The sequence below is a fragment of the Virgibacillus pantothenticus genome, assembly GCF_018075365.1.
Lineage (GTDB): Bacteria > Bacillota > Bacilli > Bacillales > Amphibacillaceae > Virgibacillus > Virgibacillus pantothenticus.
Genome location: NZ_CP073011.1, coordinates 115,919 through 135,336, shown reverse-complemented (window position 1 = coordinate 135,336; position 19,418 = coordinate 115,919). Strand labels below are relative to the sequence as shown.

Here is a 19,418-nt window from a genome sequence, read left to right as displayed (position 1 = left end):
AAACTCTTTTCTAGTTTCTTTTTCCTGGTTTTTAATATACCATATTTATTTTGTCATGAGTATGTTGGTGCTTTAGTCATCTAAACAAAACAACTCCCCACTTAAACAAAGCTATAGTGGGGAGTTGTTTATACTTATTTGTCTTCATCCTCTGATGAAGGTTTATTATCTGTTGTTATATCCTCTTTAGATGAAAGTTGTGTTGGTTCCGTCGTTGAACCATTTGTAGAATAAGGCTTATTATCAGTTGTAATTTGATCATCTGGCTTTTCTTGATCTTTCGTCGTAGCTTTTTCTTTTGCCTCTTCATACGTCTCCGGAGTCTCATCCTTTGATTGGATATTGACCTTTACATCACCTTCTTCTGGTTCAGGAAGGACACCCTTTTCAAACAGCGATTGAATCTGTTTCGCATCTAGTGTCTCTACTTCAAGTAAGGTCTGGGCAATTAATTCAAGCTTATCTTTGTGTTCAGTAAGAATTGCTTTAGCACGATCGTAACAGTGGTTAATAAAGTTCTGCATTTCCTGATCAATCTCATATGCAATTGCATCACTATACTGTTGTTCATTGCTAAGATCTCGCCCTAAAAATACTTGACCTCCACCAGAAGTGAACTGTAATGGACCAATTCGATCACTCATACCATACTCGGTAATCATTTTACGGGCAATAGCTGTTGCACGTTGGAAGTCATTATGAGCTCCCGTACTTACTTCACCAAACATAATCTCTTCCGCTACACGACCACCTAGAAGGCCGGTTATCTTATCAAACAATTCCGGTTTCGTCATAAAGTAACGGTCTTCTCTTGGAAGCATAACGGCATATCCACCTGCTTGACCTCGAGGTACGATTGTAACTTTATGAACCATATCGGCATCATCTAAAACCATCCCGATAACTGTATGACCACTTTCGTGATGTGCTACAATATTTCGTTCTTTCTTAGAGATTACCCTGCTCTTCTTAGCGGGACCTGCAATAACCCGGTCTATCGCTTCATCTACATCAATCATATCGATCTTGCTACTATCACGTCTAGCTGCTACTAATGCTGCTTCATTTAGTAAGTTTTCCAAATCAGCACCTGAAAACCCAGGAGTACGCATAGCAATCGTTTTTAAATCAACATCTTCAGCTAATGGTTTGTTTCTGGCGTGTACTTTTAATACTTCTTGACGCCCTTTTACATCTGGACGGTCTACCATAATTTGTCGGTCAAAACGTCCTGGACGCAATAAAGCGGGATCTAAAATATCTGCTCGGTTCGTTGCTGCGATGATAATAATACCTTCATTAGCACCAAAACCATCCATTTCCACAAGCAATTGGTTCAAGGTTTGCTCGCGCTCATCATGACCGCCTCCAAGACCTGCGCCACGTTGTCTACCAACCGCATCTATCTCATCGATAAAAATAATACAAGGTGCATTCTTTTTTGCATTTTCAAATAAGTCACGTACACGGGATGCACCGACACCTACAAACATTTCTACGAAGTCAGATCCACTGATGGAGAAAAAGGGAGTACCAGCTTCTCCTGCTACAGCACGTGCTAGTAATGTTTTACCTGTTCCTGGAGGTCCAACAAGAAGTACCCCTTTTGGAATTCTAGCACCAAGAGCAGCAAACTTCCTTGGGTCTTTTAGAAATTCTACTACTTCTACCAATTCTTGTTTTTCTTCGTCTGCACCCGCTACATCTTTAAAACGAACTTTCTTTTTATCCTCACTATACATCTTCGCCTTACTCTTCCCAAAGTTCATCACACGGCCTCCACCGCCGCCACCTTGAGCCTGACTAAGTATAAACAAGAAGAAAAGTCCAATGATTAAAAATGGAATCATTGTCGTTAACAGAGTTACCCACATACTAGGCTGTTCTTCTTCTTCCACATGAAGCACACTTTGTTCATTTGCTTGCTCCGTAATCGAAGAAACAATATCTGTATTATCTGGAACCTGTGCAACGAACGGCTTTTCGTCATCATTTAAAACACCTTTATAACGAATAATACCGTTAGCTGGTTGCATGGTCATTTCCTTAATCTCACCATTATTTAAAGCATCCATAAATTGCTTTACATTATATTCTTTCGCTTCTTCATTTTGCCCACTGAATACTGAAATAACCGAAATAATTACAAGGACGATCAGTATCCAGAAGATTGCATTCCGAAATATCCGGCTCATTGCTTACCTCCTCCCAAGCGGGGAAAAACTATATTACATCGTACCATACAAAAAAGTTAGAAGACAACTAATTTACCTTAAAAAAACATGATAAATACTGTAAGGGAAATTGAGCTGCTGTAAAGATTCCTGACATATGGTTCCAGCTACCTTTATAGTATTTACTGAATTTAATGAATAGAGCATTTCATCTTTTTTCCGTAACATAACAATTCATATTAACCATTCCCAGTAAACACCACTGTAAACGATAAACTTTTAATCCTGCCTGTTTTGTTGTTTAATCCAAAGCCTGCTACTTTATGACTAAACCAATATAGCATAGTTAGTTCTTTCATGAATACAATTATCCTACACTTTACCAACAAAATAATGGCTTATGCAACAGCTTGCAAAAATTACTCCCCTCCATATACTTCTGGCTTCAACACACCAATATAAGGCAAGTTTCTATATTTCTCTTGATAATCTAAACCATAACCTACAACAAACTCGTTTGGTACTTCAAAACCAATGAGATCCGCTTTTATATCCGCTGTTCTACCAGCTGGCTTGTCGAGTAATGTTACAATTTTAACAGAATTGGCCTTGCGATATTTAAACAGATCTACCAAATAACGTAAAGTTAAACCGCTATCGATAATATCCTCAATGATAAGCAAATCGCGGCCTTCCACTTTTGTATCAAGGTCTTTGACAATTTTTACCTCTCCAGAAGAACGCATCCCTTTGCCATAACTAGAGACGTCCATAAAATCCATCTCTAAATACGTCTCGGTATAGCGCAATATATCGGACATAAATGGCATAGCACCTTTTAAAACCCCAATAGCCAGCGGAAATTTCCCATCGTACTCTCTGGTCAATTGTTCACCTAGCTCTTTGCATTTATTTGCAATTTCCTCCTGTGATATTAACACTTCTTTAATATCGTTATGCATATATCCTGCTCCTCCTACTTGTTGCCTTTTTCAAAATATAGTTGTATTTGTGAGGTATTCATCCGGGGTCTTGCAAGCGCTGCTTTTCGCAACCCAACTAACCAAAGAATCTCCCCGTCATTATCTGTTACAATTGGCCAAGTTGCTCGTTTATGACGAGGCACTTTAGCATCAATAAAAATATCCTTTACCTTCTTCCTTCCGTTTAACCCTGCAACACGCATCTTATCTCCGTTTTTTCGGGTTCGTATATGTAATGGAAGTGCTACCTGATCAGCACTAAAGCTAAGGCTATACTTCGTTTGTTCATATAATGTGTCTACAAATTCAGCATGCATGACTGAACCATCAGGTAAAATTGTTTTTCCTGGAATGACCACAAACTTATGAAATGACGATGAGCCATTAAGGTCATCATGGAAGTAACACCTTATTTGGTCGTAGGATTTCTCTACTTTTAGGCCTTCGGGGAAATCAATTTGTGCATTGCCCATTTGGCGATGAATAAATGCAAAAAATTGTTCTTCATGAACATAGGATAAATCGTTTGGTACATCCACATACAGATAGTTTAATATTAGATGATAGGCACGCCTTTGTAAAGCAAATGCATACGTTTTAAAGGTACGGATTTCAAACGATAATTGCCGCTTTTCTGGCTCAAAACAGACAACAGAGGCTACCATTTTTTTTGCTTCTGCTAATAAATAAGTCTGATCATCGGTTATTGTCTCACTCAGATGCTGCACCGTTGTATGTAAACTGTTGTTTTTTTCTTTTAGCAGAGGTAAAATATGGTGCCTTACATAATTGCGCATATACACGGTTTCTTCATTTGAAGGATCCAGACGTGGTGAAATATGGTTTGCTTGGCAGTAGTTCCATATTTCATCTTTCGTTACACAAAGCAAGGGACGTACAATGGTTCCACCAGCAAATGCTCGTTTTACAGGTATCCCTTTAAAACTTTGTGAATCTGCAGCGCGAATCAGACGCATCACCATTGTTTCAATTTGATCGTCACCATGATGTCCCAAAGCTAAATAATCCGCCTCTAATTTCTCCATTTGTTCTTGAAATACAGCATAACGTAACGTTCTAGCAGCCATTTGAGTACCTTGTTTGTTTTCTTGCTTCCATGCAGGTACATTAACAGATGTACCGATAAACTCAATTTGCCATTGCTGACAGATTTGTTTGACATAGGTCAGATCAGCTAATGACTCTTCGCCTCGAAGCTGATGATCGACGGTTAATGCAATAATTCGCAAATCCCAATCTTCCTTCATGGCATACAAGCAATGCAACAACGCCATGGAGTCAGGCCCCCCTGAAACACCGATTACAATCGTCGCACCCTTGGTAAATAAATGGTGTCTCTGTATAAACTGTCGCACTTTTGATTCCATTTGCCCATCTCCAACAAACGTTTTTATTCTTTTCTCTTATACGTATAACTTAATCCTATCACAATACCTCTTACTGAAAAAGCAAAGAAATTACATAATAAATGATTACTAGTATCGATATACCTCCTATATCGACAACTATAGAGGACGAACGCGTTTGATGTACTGGCCGATGAAAGGATTGAATATTTTTTGGTTGCATTTTATAAATAACTTGTAACAGCTCCTTCTTCATATGCTCGCTCGTATCATAATTGCTGATAATCGCTTTTTTTAAAATAGCTCGATATGGTGCGAGTGCTTTTACTCCATCAATTTTTCGGAATAGTTGTTTTTGTGGTGACGCTTCTTTCACAAACTTGTTTGGATAATAAATTTGTAGAAATACCATAGCAAACGAAAATAAATCATAGCTCGGCTCTGCCTTCCGACTCCCTAACTCCCAATACCCACGGTCATAGAATTCTGTATACTCTTTAATTGCCCTTCCTATTTGCGTGGTTCCACCAACATCTACCCAACGAACTTTTGGCGGTGAGGATACAACAAGTAAATTTTCAACCTTTAAATCACCAAACACCCAGCCGTTTTGATGAAGTTCCTGCAAAGCGTCCAAAAGCTGTAACATAAAAACACCGATCCACGCTTGCCCGCGTCGTTGAATATATGTAATCAATGGCTCCCCCTTTAAATATTCCATAACATAAAAGGAATACTGTGATCCTTGTGGTGATATCCAATCATCAACATCTAACAAATAAGGTCCAAGCCTGTTACCTTGGACCTTTCCCAATGACTTGAGCACATTTACTTCTACCGTCATGGATGAGCGTTTATCACTAATTTTCAAAGCTGCCTGTTTCCCATTATATTCACAAAGATATACAACGCCAATAGCGCCCGCACCAAGCTTTTTCTTAATAAGATAGGTCTTCCCATACCATTTCCCACGAAGCTTTATTCCTGGACGAACATCGTTATTAAGCTTCTTCCATTCCTGGCTGTTCATCTTCATACTTAAAGCTCCTTCGTAAGCTCTTCTTGCCAAATAAATACATGGCATCACGAATTGCCGGACCAGTTGGAGTAACCCCGCCACTTGTCAACTTCGGGAAAATAGAAGAAATCGTATCTAGTGCTGGAGACCAATCCAGTATTTTTTCAATCTGTTTTCGTTTACCAGGAAAACGATAAATAGCAAACCGATTACGTCCAATCCGAGCGTTTAAACTGATAGATAAATCCATTAATGCTTCTTTAACTGTCGGAAGCTTATCATACATGCTTGCACTCGTATCTACAAGAACTAACACCTCTAAGTCACAGGTCTCGCCCATATCTTCGACAACTTCCATAATTTCTCCGCGTTTTTCCGGTTCAAGGTCTTCGATCGATTGTCCCTTTCCTAGAATTTGTTCTAGTTCTCTATTAACAAATCCTTGCATCGTTTGTGTCATCGCTTGCTTCGTAACAGCCTGCACAGTTTGAGATAATGCTTGCTTATAAACAAGCTGACTAACACCACCTCCAGATAGGGCAATATCCTCCACTTCTTTTAAGCTTTCATCTTGCTCCGAATGCGCATCATCCAATATACCAATTACATTGATAGTAATGCCCTGCTGATGCGCTAATGAAGCTACTGCCACTGGATCCTCTCCTTGATTGGAGCAACCATCGGTAATAAGTAATATTTGCTTTAAGGTTCCTTTTCTCAATGCTATCTACCTCCCAACTTTTCAGTACCATCATCGCCATTTTTCCATTTATCTATACATGGTCTAGTAGCGTATATATTAATAGAAAGCGTGCAATAGTTAGGAAGTAGCATGATTCTGCGAAACTATGATGATACAGGGTAAATAGGAGCTCGAGCCCATTTTGGGATATTTTTCTTTATTTTAGCAACAACGACTGTCATGTCATCTTTAATCTCTCCTGCCCTTGTCCGAATAACCTCCTCTAAAATTAAATCTGCTATTTCTTGAGGATCATTCGTACGCATATCACGAATTTTCCGTTTTAGCCATATATCCGTATTTTCGATATGCTTTGGTCCATCAAAAATCCCGTCACTCATCATAATCAGTAAATCATCAGGAAGTAATTGCTCATTAACGATCTCTACATCAAATTCCTGGATAATTCCCATTGGTAAATTACTTGCTTCAATTTTAATTAACTCGTTTCCGCGCTTAACAAAACTTGGGGAAGAGCCGATTTTTAAAAACTGTACAAAGGCATTATGCAAATCAATAACAGCTAAATCGAGGGTCGCAAACATTTCATCTGTAGAGCGTAAGGCTAAAATCGAATTAATGGACTTAATGGCGACTTTCTCTGGTATACCTGTTTGTAGGATTTGCTGTAAGAGCCTTAATGTTTCTACACTTTCTTCTTGTGCACGTGCTCCATTTCCCATTCCATCACTTATTGCCATCGCATATTTCCCTGCACCTAACTCTATCGTTGTATAACTATCGCCAGAGATTAGACCGCCTCCTTTAGCAGCATTAGCGGCCCCTGTTTCTACTACAAACTCTCTAGCAGACCCAAACGCTAAATAACTGTATCCATTTGGAAATGGAGCGATCTCTTCTTGCTTTACAACAATAACCTCCTTCAATATATCGGATAGTACTGGCGCAATCAGTTTGGCCCCTTCACCACGATAATCATAAAATGTTAACGTCATTTCAATATCTACGTTCCCCTTGTCCAAACTATAAATTTCCAGCTTCTCTAACTCCATCCCGATTTGCTTTAACGCATGAACAATTTGTAACTCCTGTTGTTCATGATGCTCGCGTTCTTTTAATATTTCCTTTGCGAAATCCTCCATCACTTCGGATACACCTTGCAGTTGATCAGCGACCAGTTTCTTACTTTCTAATACTTGCTGCTTTAGCTTTTGATTTGCTTCGAAGTACGATATTTCCTCTTTTATTGCATCTAATACTTTTTGCGGTTTGACACAAAAATTTTCAAATTCCCGCATCGTTTTCTTCGGCGGTCTTCCCCCTTCCTGTATTCCATCTTTCAGCAACTCCATTAATGAATATGTTTTATCAAACTCCTTTTGCCAACACCTTTCTTTCATGAAACAATTTTGACATGATTTCTCAGTAACTTGGCTTAAGAAATAGTCCGTTTCCCTTTGTACCTCTTGTTCATCTTCGATTTGCGCCTCCGCAGTGGCAAAACTATTGGACAATGCTTGAAACACACCAGAAAACTGTTCCACCCGTTGTGCTGTTACATTTCGTACTTTTTGTAAATATTGCTCCTGTTCTTTGGTATACTCTTCCGTACCCGGTATCAAACGCGATAGACTTTTAAACCAAGCTGCCGGTGTAAGTAAAAACAGAGCTACCGCCATAGACGTTTCTAAAATAGAAGGGATAAGCGCTGTCATATTACCATAAATCCCTATTAGGAATGTTCCAACAAATAAACCAATTGCTACTCCTGGTTTTTTCCCCTCTTTTAATAAACCTCCCAAAAGCCCTGAAAACGCCAATAAACTCATTTGATATAAATTAGCAACGTTTGCAAGCGACAGAATTAAACCAGTCACAACACCAACCGTCGATCCAATGGCCGCTCCACCAATATAAGCAAGAATAAGTACAAAATAGCGAGAAAGCACCTGCTCTATGGATGCTCCGTACAGTGTCCAGCCAATCGTTCCTGTAAGGATCGAAGCAAGAAGAATAATCATACAAACGATTTCTTCATTTTTTAATACAGGATTATATCTTTTTGGTGATAATAAAGGAATGCTTTGCATAAATATTAAAACGAGAACCGTGCCTAAGACGCCTTCTACTAAGACAAGCATCCATTCATAAGCTGCTAGCTGCTGTTCAATGGAATATTGAAAAACCCGAGTACTCACAGAGGCAAAAAATACAAATAATGGTATGAGCATCTGCTGGTTTTTCGCTTGCTTAAACAAGCCTGCTAAGAAAATAAAAACAAGTAAACCTAAAGCGATAAAAATCCCATGATGCACAGAATAGCTTAAAGCACCTAATAATACTGCTATCATAGATTTAAACGCTTTTTCTTTATAGACAAGCCACATGGTAGCTAAAAAAGCTACCGCAAATGGAGAAACAACAGATAAAATGACTGCCCTCCCCAACAAAAAACCAATCATATAAAACAGCCAGCCTCTATCTACCAATATCATTTTCAGCTTTGCATATAGACGTCCTCTCAGCTTGTCCAATTGATTTGTTCGTTGTGCTGCAAATGCTTTTGGCTGTAATCTTGAAAGTGACTCCATCATAACCACCACTCCTTCTCTGTGCCTAATATTAAATCACATTATGCCAACTATTTTTGTCAAAACATAAGAGCCTTTAAAAAAATCGTTCGACTCCTTTCTATCGTTTAAACAAGTTTCAACACGAACAAATGTTAGGCAAGTTTAGCAACTAATGGGGTTCCGTTTATGATTTTGTTTGGAGGCAAACTCACTTGGCAGTATAAAAACAGATCCTAAAAGCTACTCGGTTTCTGTAACAATTTGAAAATTTTTTAGTGAGAATATTTATTCGTTTCCATAGCTAAAGGATAGAAGTCCCCATTTTCCTCAGGCGGCGTTTCGCTACCGTAGCGCTATTTCTTATCTTATAAAAAAGTGGTTGACAGAGACGTAATCCTACTGTATTATATTCAATGTTGGCTTGTTCGGCGGTGTAGCTCAGCTGGCGAGAGCGTACGGTTCATACCCGTGAGGTCGGGGGTTCGATCCCCTCTACCGCCATCACAAATAAAAAACAGAGATTAACTATTTGTTAATCTCTGTTTTTTGTATCGTCATATACGGAAAAAGCGCCCTTTCCGACAACTAAAAGCGGGTAGCAAAAGGCGCGAAAAACCATATTTCCTGTTTTACTTAAAACCATATGTTCAAGTACAACATTTATTTTTAGAGCATTATCTTTTTTTAGACAGCAACTGCTATCCCCTTTTAGCACCTCGACCCCCGCGTTTGGATTCCGTGTGCTTCTTTAAAGAGGCAAGGCGGTCTTCAGAGTCCTTTAAAAAACGGTTCATTTTTGACTCAAAAGATTCCACCCGTTCACGGTTATCTCGTTGACGTTTCGGCTTATCAACCGCTTTTTTTATCGACAAACCAATTTTTCCGTCCTTTTCAACATTAATGACCTTTACCTTCACTTCATCGCCGACAGAAAGGTGATCATTAATGTCTTTCACATAGTTGTCGGCAACCTCACTAATATGAACAAGTCCTGTTGTTCCCGGTTCGATCTCTACAAAAGCCCCGAAATTAGTGATGCCAGTTACCTTACCCTGCAGCTTGCTGCCTACTTCAATTGACATAAAAAAAATGCTCCTCCTTAGAATTTTTAGGAAACTAATAATAGTTTAATCGCTAATGATATCATTAGCTTACTACTATATTATAGCCAAGCAGACAAAAGTGTGTCAATAAGATGGCTCCTTATCAGGAAGTTTAAAAATCAACTCGCCCTCTTTGGATAAGAAATAATTTGTTCTTGCTATCTCTAACACATAATCTTCATTCTTTAATCGTTCCGCTTCTTCCTTAAGGCTACTTTGTTCTTCCTTTAAATTAGCTAATTCCTCTTGTAAACTTTCATATTCTGCTGTTTTTTCCGCATGAAGAGAACGTTGCTTCATATGATACGTAGTCATACTGCCAATAGCAATGAGAGCAATGACGCTAAACAGCACCAAACGACGAATTAACCGTTGCTTTTTCCGTTTTTGTCTTTCTACATATGCATCATACTGTTGCATGTAGTTCGAATCGAGTTTTGTTACGGTTCGTTTACTTGCAGCCAAAGTTCATTACCTCCTCTTCCAGCTAACTCGGTTCCAGACCTTTCTTAAGTTATTCTTTATTGTACTATAAAATCCTGCTATTTTTAATAGAAAACGTTGAACTTTTTTAGGAAGTAGCTGATAGAGCCCTCGTAACAGCCATTGAATGGGCTTTAGTATAATTGCTAAAATGAAGAAAAAAACGGAAGCAAAGAGCTTTAAGAGCCATACCAAGACGGCATAAATGACAAATAAAATTCCTTTGATCGGAGAAATAATGAAGATTTGTACCAGCCTTGAAAAAAAACGATATATGACAAGAGCAAGACGTATACCATGCTCCAGCAATTTCTTATAACTATTAGAGAGAATAGCTTGGTAAAAAGAAAACCCTAATAAGCATGCCAGCACAATATATAATCTTATCTCCCCACCATTTACTAAAAATAGGATATAAAATAGAAGTAATGTTTGCGTAAACCAAAACCCTATCTCCATGACATAAACCATGATGCGTCTATTTTTCCAGTAAGGAGAGAAGCGACGAAATGTATCCAGCATCACACCAGTAGATAATCCACCGGTAATCATTGATAGCATCGTTAACAGCTGTGTGCTTAAACTCATTTAAATAACTTGCTAAAGAACCCTTTAGCCTTCTCCTGCTGCTCATCGATATAAGAAAGCTCATAGATTTTCCCTTTGATGACAACAGAACCATCATTTACATCCAAATTCTTCAACTGAAGGTTTTGTCCACGAACAATCAAATAACCCATTACCGTCTCTAACAAAAACTCTTCATTGTCAAAGCTGTCAACCTCTTTAACCCCACTTATCTCTAAGTTTTTACGATTATTAATCTTTACATTATGGTCTGTCGTAACACGTGCTATATTCTCTTTATTTTCATAATAGTTCATCGAAAAACACCCTCCTTATCACTATTACTTTATGATAGGAGGGACAAGTATAGAACTATCTAATTCGTTAATTTTTCTTCTTTGATAATTGTATATAACGTTTCCGCTTCATCTTTTTTTACTGTTTCTCGTAGCTCATTAATACGAAGCGTAACCACCTTCTGCCCAAAACGGATCACGAGTTCATCCCCGACTGTTAACGTCGTAGATGCCTTGGCAGAGTTGCCATTTACTGTAATTCTGCCCTGATCAGCCACTTCTTTTGCTAGTGTACGACGCTTGATTAAACGAGATACTTTTAAAAATTTATCTAAACGCATCACATTACTCCCTTTCTTTTGCCTCTTCCCATAGCGCATCCATTTCTTCTAAAGTTGCTTCTTGCAATGAACGCTTACGTTGATGTAGAGCTCGTTCGATATTCGAAAAACGAGCAATGAATTTCTCATTCGTTTGATTTAACGCAATTTCCGGATTTATTTTATAATACCTGGCTATATTGGTAAGTACAAACAATATATCTCCAAATTCCTTTTCTTGATCTCGTACAGAACCTTTACTTATAGCTGCTTTAAATTCATTTAACTCTTCGTTCATTTTTTTCCACATATCAGACACTGTATCCCAATCAAATCCTACCTTTGCTGCTCTTTTTTGTAATTGATATGCTCGTGCAAGTGCTGGTAAATGCTTCGCAATCCCATCTAATATGGATGTCCGTGTATCTCCTTTTTCGTCTCTTTTTAATTGCTCCCAATTCCGCATAACATCATCAACACTATGAACATGTTTATCTTGAAACACATGAGGATGTCGATGAATCATTTTATCTGTAACTGTCCGTATTACGTCATCCACAGTAAAATAACCGTTATCTTCCCCTATTTGACTATGAAGCATTACTTGGAGAAGTACATCACCTAATTCTTCTACAATCCCTTCATCATCCTGTTGATCGATCGCATCAATCAGCTCATATACTTCTTCGATGGCATATTCACGCAAACTCTCATGCGTCTGTTTCTGATCCCAAGGGCAACCGCCTGGGGCTCTTAATTTCCGTATTACTTCCCGAAAATGTATAAAAGTATGATGCAATAAATTATCCGATACAGGAGGGACGTAGACACTCGTTAAATTGCTAACCTTAACACCGCGATCCATCTCTTCTAATGTAACTTTTACTATTTTTTCAGCTGCACTTCCTGCTGCCTCAATAATGGTAACTGGATAGTCTGCGGGCAAATCCTCCAATAAAGTTAGTTTGACTTCAGAAGCAATCATTTGATCATAGACTTGTGAGAAGACAAGGTGGTTGTAATAATTTAACTCTTTACGTTGAAAGGAGGTCGCATCAACAAACTGAAATCCATCAATCGGGTCTATTTTTAAAGTTGTAAACAGATCATCTAAATAACTGCTTCCGCCAATTATTTCTACATCGCATTCCGATTGTTCCAACAATAATTGCACCGTTTTTTCAGCAAGCATCGGGTGACCAGGAACAGCATACACCACATGCTCGTTCTCTGCTCTTTCTTGAATAAATGAAACAATTCGCTGATACACATCCGCAAACTGTTCTTCTTCTTCATACATTGTATCAAATGACGTAAACTTCACTCCTTCTGCTTGCAGGGCATTAATGACAGGATGCTTTATTGTTCGGGTGTATATTGGTATTGTTAAAGCTATTAACTTTTTGTAAATACCTAAAGGCAACTGATCCAGGTCTCCTGCACCGAGGCCAATAATTTCAATTTTATTCATGTATGTTCCTCCTCTTGACATATTACCGCAGATTTGTGTTTGCTAACTCTATGAAACACTTGGCCATTTCTCATCACAGGCTACCGAAGTTTTCTTCAGCTCTCTTTTCTGTTACGGTCTGCAGCAGAGCGATTTTTACGCGTTAACATAAGGAAAAGACGGGACGGGAGCATCTGTAATTGTTGTTCCGTAAATGCTTGTAATCTAATCAAACAGTATCCATAGACAGCAGCCCCTGTAATAGAAAGGAAACCAACGCATACAAACCAACCAGCTCTTGAATGAGTAAGCCAAGAGTACGCCAGCCATTTAATTATCATTAAATAGCTGACCATAACCAAAATAGCAATTAGCAACGCCTTCCACTGAATGTTCCTTAATAACTGCAACAGAGGTAGTTTTCTGTGTAACTCCACCAAAGCAACTAAACTAAACACGAGTAACGAAAGCACAGTGGCAAGAGAACTCCCAAAGATACCAAACGTTGGAACAAGCCATTGATTACCAATCCATTTTATAAAAAATACAAGTAAAATAATCAGAGCAACTCTTTTAACATGTCCTAACCCTTGTAATATTGATGCCGCTGTAATTGCAAGGGAACTTAATAGAATGGCACTCATTAATAAACGTAAAGTAGTGTTCCCTTGCCGATCGAGAAAAAGAGCCTGATTCACTTCAGGGAAAATCACCATCAGTCCAGCAGTTGCACCTGCTGCCAAATAAATACTGAATAGCATCGCACCGCGAATGTAAGGATAAAAGATGTCTGGTTGTTCAGCCATTTTCTTTTTGGAAATGGATGGCATTAGAGCTAGTGCAAATGATGAACCAAGCACTGTTCCAACTTGAATAAGCGGCTGTCCACGGTCAAACACCCCTTTAGCTTCCATGGCAACTATTTTTGAATAGCCACCTTTTAGCAGGCTTGGAAATAGTGTAAACGTGTCTGCAAACTGTAATAAAAGTAACACCATATGATTTAACGTTGCAACCATTCCCAAAATAATGATCGTATGTACATAATCACGCAAAACATATGCTTGCTTTTCTAATTGAAACGGCTTTAGCCGCCAAAAAAATAGTCCTAATACTACACCTGCTGCCAATAAACCGATAATAGCGGCAAATACGGCAGCTTTTCCAATCAGATAAATTTGTTGACCGCTTGCGGTTACTAAACCAGCAGCCGCAACAATAACTGTTACGCGAAAAAGCTGTTCTGCCAGCTGTGAAAAAGCAGTTGGTTTCATCAGAAAAATTCCTTGAAAGGCTCCACGCAACAACGCAATGATCGGTACAAATAAGAATGTAAAAGCACCTAAACGATATGTTTCTGACAATTGATCGTCGCCAACCCATCTAGCAATATATGGTGCATTCATATAGATAAACAGAAATAGGCTGCCACTTAACAAACAGAGAATCAAGAAAATGGGCATATAGAAGCTTTGCAAAGATAAACATTGATAATGCGTTTGTCTGTCTGCTGCTAGCTTTGAAATTGCTGATGGGAATCCATATAAAGCTAGCATCAAGCCAATCCCTAAGATGGGGTATATCTGTTGATAAACATAAAACCCCATATCTCCTGTTAAATTTTGTAATGGAATGCGGTAGGCAGCACTTAACACCTTACTAATAACGCCCGTTATCGTTAATAATAATGCTCCTTTTACGAGCTGATTCGTTTTATTTCCATTCATGCAGAACTTCCTTTTACGATGTGTTCAAAAAGTGGCAAAATAATATAGGACTTCTAACACCTCAAGGGGGGTCCTAAACAAAACAGGTAACTTATCGCTGTCATAGCTTTCTTTCATATTCTCACAAAGGCTATAACACATCCCGTCCACCAAAGCATAAGGCAGCATCGCTCCTAGATTCGATTTAAAAACAAACCAACAAGAAATGCCAAATGTCATTTTAACCGGGCTTTTTGAACATTTTCTCTTTTAAGATCAAACGTTATTGTTCATTATAGCATAGTTCCTAAATAGCCCAAGTGAGAGAATTTTCCGTTGTACTATGTTACATAGAATAAGCTGCCCTTCCAATGAAAGGCAGCTCCCCAGTAAAGCATTTGCTTATTCCATTTGTTTTGCTAAAAAACTTGCAGCCGTCTCTGCAGCTTTCTGTTGAACAGCAGTAAAAGCTTCCCCTTCCTTAGCAAATAACACCACTGATCCAATTGCGTCGCCATTAGCAATAATTGGACTAACACAATATGTTGTCATTTCTTCTTCATGACCATCTATGATTTCAAGTGGTTTCGGTTCTTTTTCCATAACTTGTTGCCTTCCCTCAATAATATTTGTTAGAGGGGTTCCAATATTTTTGTTTAAGTAGTCTTTTTTTGATTCTCCAGCTACAGCAATGACTTCATCTCGATCCGATATGATAACGGGAGTTTGTAAAGAGTCAAACAACGCTTCGGCGTATTCTTTGGCAAATTGACCTAGTTCATTAATGGGAGAATATTTTTTTAAAATGACTTCCCCTTCACGATCCACGTAAATTTCTAGCGGATCACCTTCTCTAATACGTAACGTTCTCCTTATCTCTTTAGGGATAACTACTCTCCCAAGGTCATCAATACGTCGTACAATTCCAGTTGCTTTCATACTTCCTTGCCTCACTTTCTTATGATGATTAACTATGCCCTTTTCACACATGAAATTCGTGTAAAAAATCATCCGGTGTGGTTTTAGTATGAGGCAAAGCAGGATAACTATACATACAATACTAATTTTTACTAACTACGATTTACATATTTTAATTTATCGATAAATTCTTCAACGGTTTTATAACATTGCTGCTTCGTTCGACTCGTATATTTAAATACAAGCTTTAATTTATTATTTTCTGTTCCAAGCTGAACATCTCGTCCATATTCATTCGCCATCTCAAACAATTTCGCCCCATCAATTTGTTGACTGCGCTTTTCATCAACGAGCACTTCCATTTTATTGTTCTTCTCAGTGATGGATGTGATTCGTTCCCGTTTCGCCAACATTTTCAAGGTAGCTACCGTAAATAAATGACTTACCTCCTCTGGGTAATCACCAAACCGATCAATTAATTCATCATGTAAATCTGCAGCATCCTCTTTGGTTTCCATCGATTGAAATTGTTTATAAATATCCACTTTCTGCTTTTCATCATGAATATATTCATCTGGAATGTATGCATCGATTGCTAATGTCAGTTCTGGGTCAAACGGTTTGACACCCTTCACTTCTTTACCTTCTTTTCTAACATCAATCGCTTCTTTTAGCATTTGTGAATACATATCAAAACCAACAGAATCGATAAATCCATGCTGCTGGGCACCGAGCAGATTTCCAGCTCCGCGAATCGATAAATCTCGCATCGCGATTTTAAATCCAGATCCTAGTTCCGTAAATTCTTTAATTGCTTGTAAACGTTTTTCTGCCACTTCTGTTAGCACTTTATCTTTTCGATACGTAAAGTAAGCATACGCTACCCGATTGGAACGCCCTACACGACCACGCAATTGATATAACTGACTTAATCCCATTCGGTCCGCGTCGTTCACAATTAAGGTGTTTACATTCGGTATATCAACACCTGTTTCTATGATGGTAGTGCTGACCAATACATCAAATTCCCCTTCTAAAAAGGCAAAAATGATATTTTCCAATTCTGACTCATTCATTTGCCCATGTGCAACTGCGATCCTCGCATCAATATGGGTACCTAATTCTCTAGCTACTTCTTCAATATTTTCTACACGGTTATGAAGAAAGAATACCTGTCCTCCACGTGCCATTTCGCGCTCAATAGCCTCTCGAACAAAGATCGGATTATATTCCATCACGTACGTTTGAATCGGAAACCGATTTTCGGGAGGCGTTTCGATAACAGAAAGGTCACGTACTCCTAACATAGACATATGCAACGTACGAGGAATAGGTGTAGCTGTCAACGTAAGCACATCTACATTTGTTTTTAGCTGCTTAATTTTCTCCTTATGCTTTACTCCAAAACGTTGCTCTTCATCAACAATTAATAAACCTAAATCATGATATTGAACATCTTTGGATAAGATACGATGTGTTCCAATTACAATATCAACGGTCCCTTTTCTTAGCCCATCCAATGTTTCCTTCTGCTGCTTTCTCGTTCGAAATCTGCTTAATAAACCAATGGTGATTGGATAATCTTGGAAACGTTCTCTTATTGTCTCAAAATGTTGCTGTGCCAGAATCGTAGTCGGAACTAATAACGCAACTTGCTTCCCATCAGCAATCGCTTTGAAAGCTGCTCGAATGGCCACTTCTGTTTTTCCGTATCCAACATCACCGCAAAGCAGGCGATCCATCGGGCGCTCGCGTTCCATATCTTGTTTAATTTCTTCAATACAACGCAGCTGATCCTCTGTTTCCTGATAAGGGAATAGTGCTTCAAATTCGCGTTGCATTTCAGTATCTTCAGAAAAAGCATACCCTTTCTTTGCTTCACGTTCTGCATAGAGCTTAATCAAATCATCGGCAATATCCTCTACAGAAGATTGCACCTTCCGTTTTACTTTTTTCCATTCACTTCCACCTAGTTTATACAGCTTCGGCTCTTTGCCCTCTGACCCTACAAATTTCTGTACTTGATCGATTTGGTCGATTGGGACAAATAATTTATCATCACCGGAATATTTAATCAGCATGTAATCCTTATGCAGATCATTTACTTTCAACGTCTCAATACCGAGGTATTTTCCAATTCCATGGTTGGCATGTACGACATAATCTCCAACTTTTAATTCCTGATAATCCTTAATCCGCTCAGCATTGGATATTTTCTGTTGCTTTCTCGTTCGTTTAGCGCGCTTTTTGAATAGCTCTTGTTCAGTCACTAACACAAGCTTGTGCATCGGTAACTCTACTCCACTGGAGATGTTTCCTACAGCAATAGTTGGTTTATCGACAGGCAGTTGTAAATATTTCGCTATACCAAACTCGATATCATAATCCATAAAAATAGAATGAATTTTTTCTGCTCGCTGTTGGTCCGGTGCTAAAACGACGACAGAATAATCCCCTTTTTCCCAGCGGTTCAGTTCATTTTTAAATAAATGCATCTGACCATGAAATTCTTGCATCGGTCTTGAAGATAAGTTTACAATGTTTTGTGGCTGTGTATTAGGAATATGCCGTAAGAATACAGACATGTACAAGCGCGGCTGCTTCATCCGCTCCCAAATTGCATGCCAATCAAACGAAAAGAAACTATTCTTCACCATTTGGTAAGAAGCTAGTAAATTACTATACCAATCAGCTTCTTCTGTATCCAAATGCAAGGCTGTCTCCTGAATCCGGCTCATTTCATCAAGGATAATCTGACCATCTGCCGGTAAATAATCTAGTAAGCTAGCAGGGGTATTGTACAAATAACCAATATATTTATACATTTCTGGGAAATGCTCCAGATTTTTTAACCGTTCTACATCACGTTGCACCACTTCTGCCAACGTTTCCTTTGCCTCTTGTGTCTTTAATGTTTTCAACGTATTCGCAAGGGCTTCCTCTAAACGCTCTCCGGCAGCATAAATGTCTGATTCTGTTAAAAGTAGCTCTGTTGCTGGTCCAACTGTTAGCTCCTGTAGCTTATCCAACGAGCGTTGCGTCTCAGCATCAAAATAACGAATCGAATCAATTTCTTCATCAAATAACTCAATTCGAATCGGGTGCTTTTCTGTGATTGGATATATATCGATAATCCCGCCGCGCTTACTAAATTCACCAGGAGAAGTAACCATGGAAACGCGATCATATCCCATATCTATTAATGACGTTAAATAATGATCCACATCAATTTCATTTCCAAGTTTAAAAGGTAACTGGTATTTTCCCCAATACGCAGGAGGTGGAAGTATCCGCTTTAAAGCAGCTACAGGGGCTATTAAAATTCCAGATTTTTTTTGTGACCAAGCAGTTAATGACTCAATCCGCTGACTTCGTAATTCTGGGCTTGCGATAGCTATTTCTGATGCTATCAGTTCATTAACAGGATAAAGGTGAACATCTTCCTCACCAACAAAACCAACAAGGTCGTCATATAGTTGCTGAGCCTGTACCAGTTGATGTGTAACTAACAGAACAGGCTTATTAATTTCACCTCGAATAACAGATACAAGCAGCCCTCTAGCAGAACCTGATAATCCAGCTACTAGTTGCTCATCCATCCCCGCTAGCACCCCATTGATAATGGATTGTATATCTTCTTTTTTCTGTAAATATGTTTGTATTCCTTTCATTCCTAAACCTCCACTTACATAGGGCCTATGCGAACCAATCTCGTATCACCCAATAATTTCTCTAGTCTTACCCTTCAATTAAGAAA

At 38.7% G+C, this 19,418-nt stretch carries 15 protein-coding genes and 1 tRNA gene; 1 reads left to right on the top strand and 15 read right to left on the bottom strand.

Going from position 1 to position 19,418, the window contains the following annotated elements:
- Nucleotides 1–134: 134 nt before the first annotated feature.
- The 6 genes from ftsH to spoIIE form a co-directional block, all read right to left on the bottom strand.
- Complete coding sequence (ftsH, locus tag KBP50_RS00615; RefSeq protein ID WP_050350468.1) at nt 135–2,195, bottom strand: ATP-dependent zinc metalloprotease FtsH; 2,061 nt, start codon at nt 2,193–2,195, stop codon at nt 135–137.
- 398 nt (nt 2,196–2,593) lie between these two features.
- The gene (gene hpt / locus KBP50_RS00610) at nt 2,594–3,136 is read right to left on the bottom strand and encodes a hypoxanthine phosphoribosyltransferase (protein ID WP_050350469.1); all 543 of its coding nucleotides are present in this window, start codon (nt 3,134–3,136) and stop codon (nt 2,594–2,596) included.
- Nucleotides 3,137–3,150: 14 nt separating this feature from the next.
- Entirely contained in the window at nt 3,151–4,545 is a 1,395-nt protein-coding gene (tilS, locus tag KBP50_RS00605) for a tRNA lysidine(34) synthetase TilS (RefSeq protein WP_050350470.1), read from the bottom strand.
- 70 nt (nt 4,546–4,615) lie between these two features.
- Nucleotides 4,616–5,560, bottom strand: a complete 945-nt coding sequence (locus tag KBP50_RS00600; protein WP_050350471.1) for a protein kinase domain-containing protein — start codon at nt 5,558–5,560, stop codon at nt 4,616–4,618.
- The gene (locus KBP50_RS00595) at nt 5,526–6,263 is read right to left on the bottom strand and encodes a VWA domain-containing protein (protein WP_050350472.1); all 738 of its coding nucleotides are present in this window, start codon (nt 6,261–6,263) and stop codon (nt 5,526–5,528) included. Before KBP50_RS00595 ends, KBP50_RS00600 begins: the two co-directional genes overlap by 35 nt.
- Nucleotides 6,264–6,388: 125 nt before the next feature.
- On the bottom strand, nt 6,389–8,839 hold the full coding sequence (gene spoIIE / locus KBP50_RS00590; RefSeq protein ID WP_050350473.1) for a stage II sporulation protein E: 2,451 nt from the start codon (nt 8,837–8,839) through the stop codon (nt 6,389–6,391).
- Between the two features lie 406 nt (nt 8,840–9,245).
- Here spoIIE and KBP50_RS00585 point away from each other — a divergent pair.
- Nucleotides 9,246–9,319: transfer RNA gene (locus tag KBP50_RS00585), tRNA-Met, on the top strand.
- A gap of 197 nt (nt 9,320–9,516) precedes the next feature.
- On the opposite strand, the gene KBP50_RS00580 is transcribed toward KBP50_RS00585, so the two are convergent.
- The 9 genes from KBP50_RS00580 to mfd all read right to left on the bottom strand — a co-directional run bounded on the left by KBP50_RS00580 (nt 9,517) and on the right by mfd (nt 19,332).
- Entirely contained in the window at nt 9,517–9,900 is a 384-nt protein-coding gene (locus KBP50_RS00580; RefSeq protein WP_050350475.1) for a S1 domain-containing RNA-binding protein, read from the bottom strand.
- A 105-nt stretch (nt 9,901–10,005) separates the two neighbouring features.
- Entirely contained in the window at nt 10,006–10,386 is a 381-nt protein-coding gene (locus KBP50_RS00575) for an FtsB family cell division protein (protein WP_050350476.1), read from the bottom strand.
- A 6-nt stretch (nt 10,387–10,392) separates the two neighbouring features.
- On the bottom strand, nt 10,393–10,992 hold the full coding sequence (yabQ, locus tag KBP50_RS00570; RefSeq protein ID WP_050350477.1) for a spore cortex biosynthesis protein YabQ: 600 nt from the start codon (nt 10,990–10,992) through the stop codon (nt 10,393–10,395).
- Nucleotides 10,989–11,288, bottom strand: coding sequence for a sporulation protein YabP (gene yabP, locus KBP50_RS00565; RefSeq protein ID WP_050350478.1), 300 nt, complete (start codon nt 11,286–11,288; stop codon nt 10,989–10,991). Before yabP ends, yabQ begins: the two co-directional genes overlap by 4 nt.
- A gap of 59 nt (nt 11,289–11,347) precedes the next feature.
- Nucleotides 11,348–11,608: an RNA-binding S4 domain-containing protein gene (locus tag KBP50_RS00560; protein ID WP_050350479.1), complete on the bottom strand. Its 261-nt coding sequence runs from the start codon at nt 11,606–11,608 to the stop codon at nt 11,348–11,350.
- A gap of 4 nt (nt 11,609–11,612) precedes the next feature.
- Nucleotides 11,613–13,058, bottom strand: a complete 1,446-nt coding sequence (yabN, locus tag KBP50_RS00555; protein WP_050350480.1) for a bifunctional methyltransferase/pyrophosphohydrolase YabN — start codon at nt 13,056–13,058, stop codon at nt 11,613–11,615.
- Nucleotides 13,059–13,153: 95 nt separating this feature from the next.
- Nucleotides 13,154–14,764 carry a putative polysaccharide biosynthesis protein gene (locus tag KBP50_RS00550; RefSeq protein ID WP_050350481.1) on the bottom strand — a complete coding sequence of 537 codons (1,611 nt, stop codon included), beginning with the start codon at nt 14,762–14,764 and terminating at the stop codon, nt 13,154–13,156.
- Nucleotides 14,765–15,145: 381 nt separating this feature from the next.
- A complete protein-coding gene (spoVT, locus tag KBP50_RS00545; RefSeq protein WP_050350482.1) occupies nt 15,146–15,682 on the bottom strand; it encodes a stage V sporulation protein T in 537 nt (178 codons plus the stop codon).
- Between the two features lie 131 nt (nt 15,683–15,813).
- Nucleotides 15,814–19,332: a transcription-repair coupling factor gene (gene mfd / locus KBP50_RS00540; protein ID WP_050350483.1), complete on the bottom strand. Its 3,519-nt coding sequence runs from the start codon at nt 19,330–19,332 to the stop codon at nt 15,814–15,816.
- Nucleotides 19,333–19,418 lie beyond the last annotated feature (86 nt).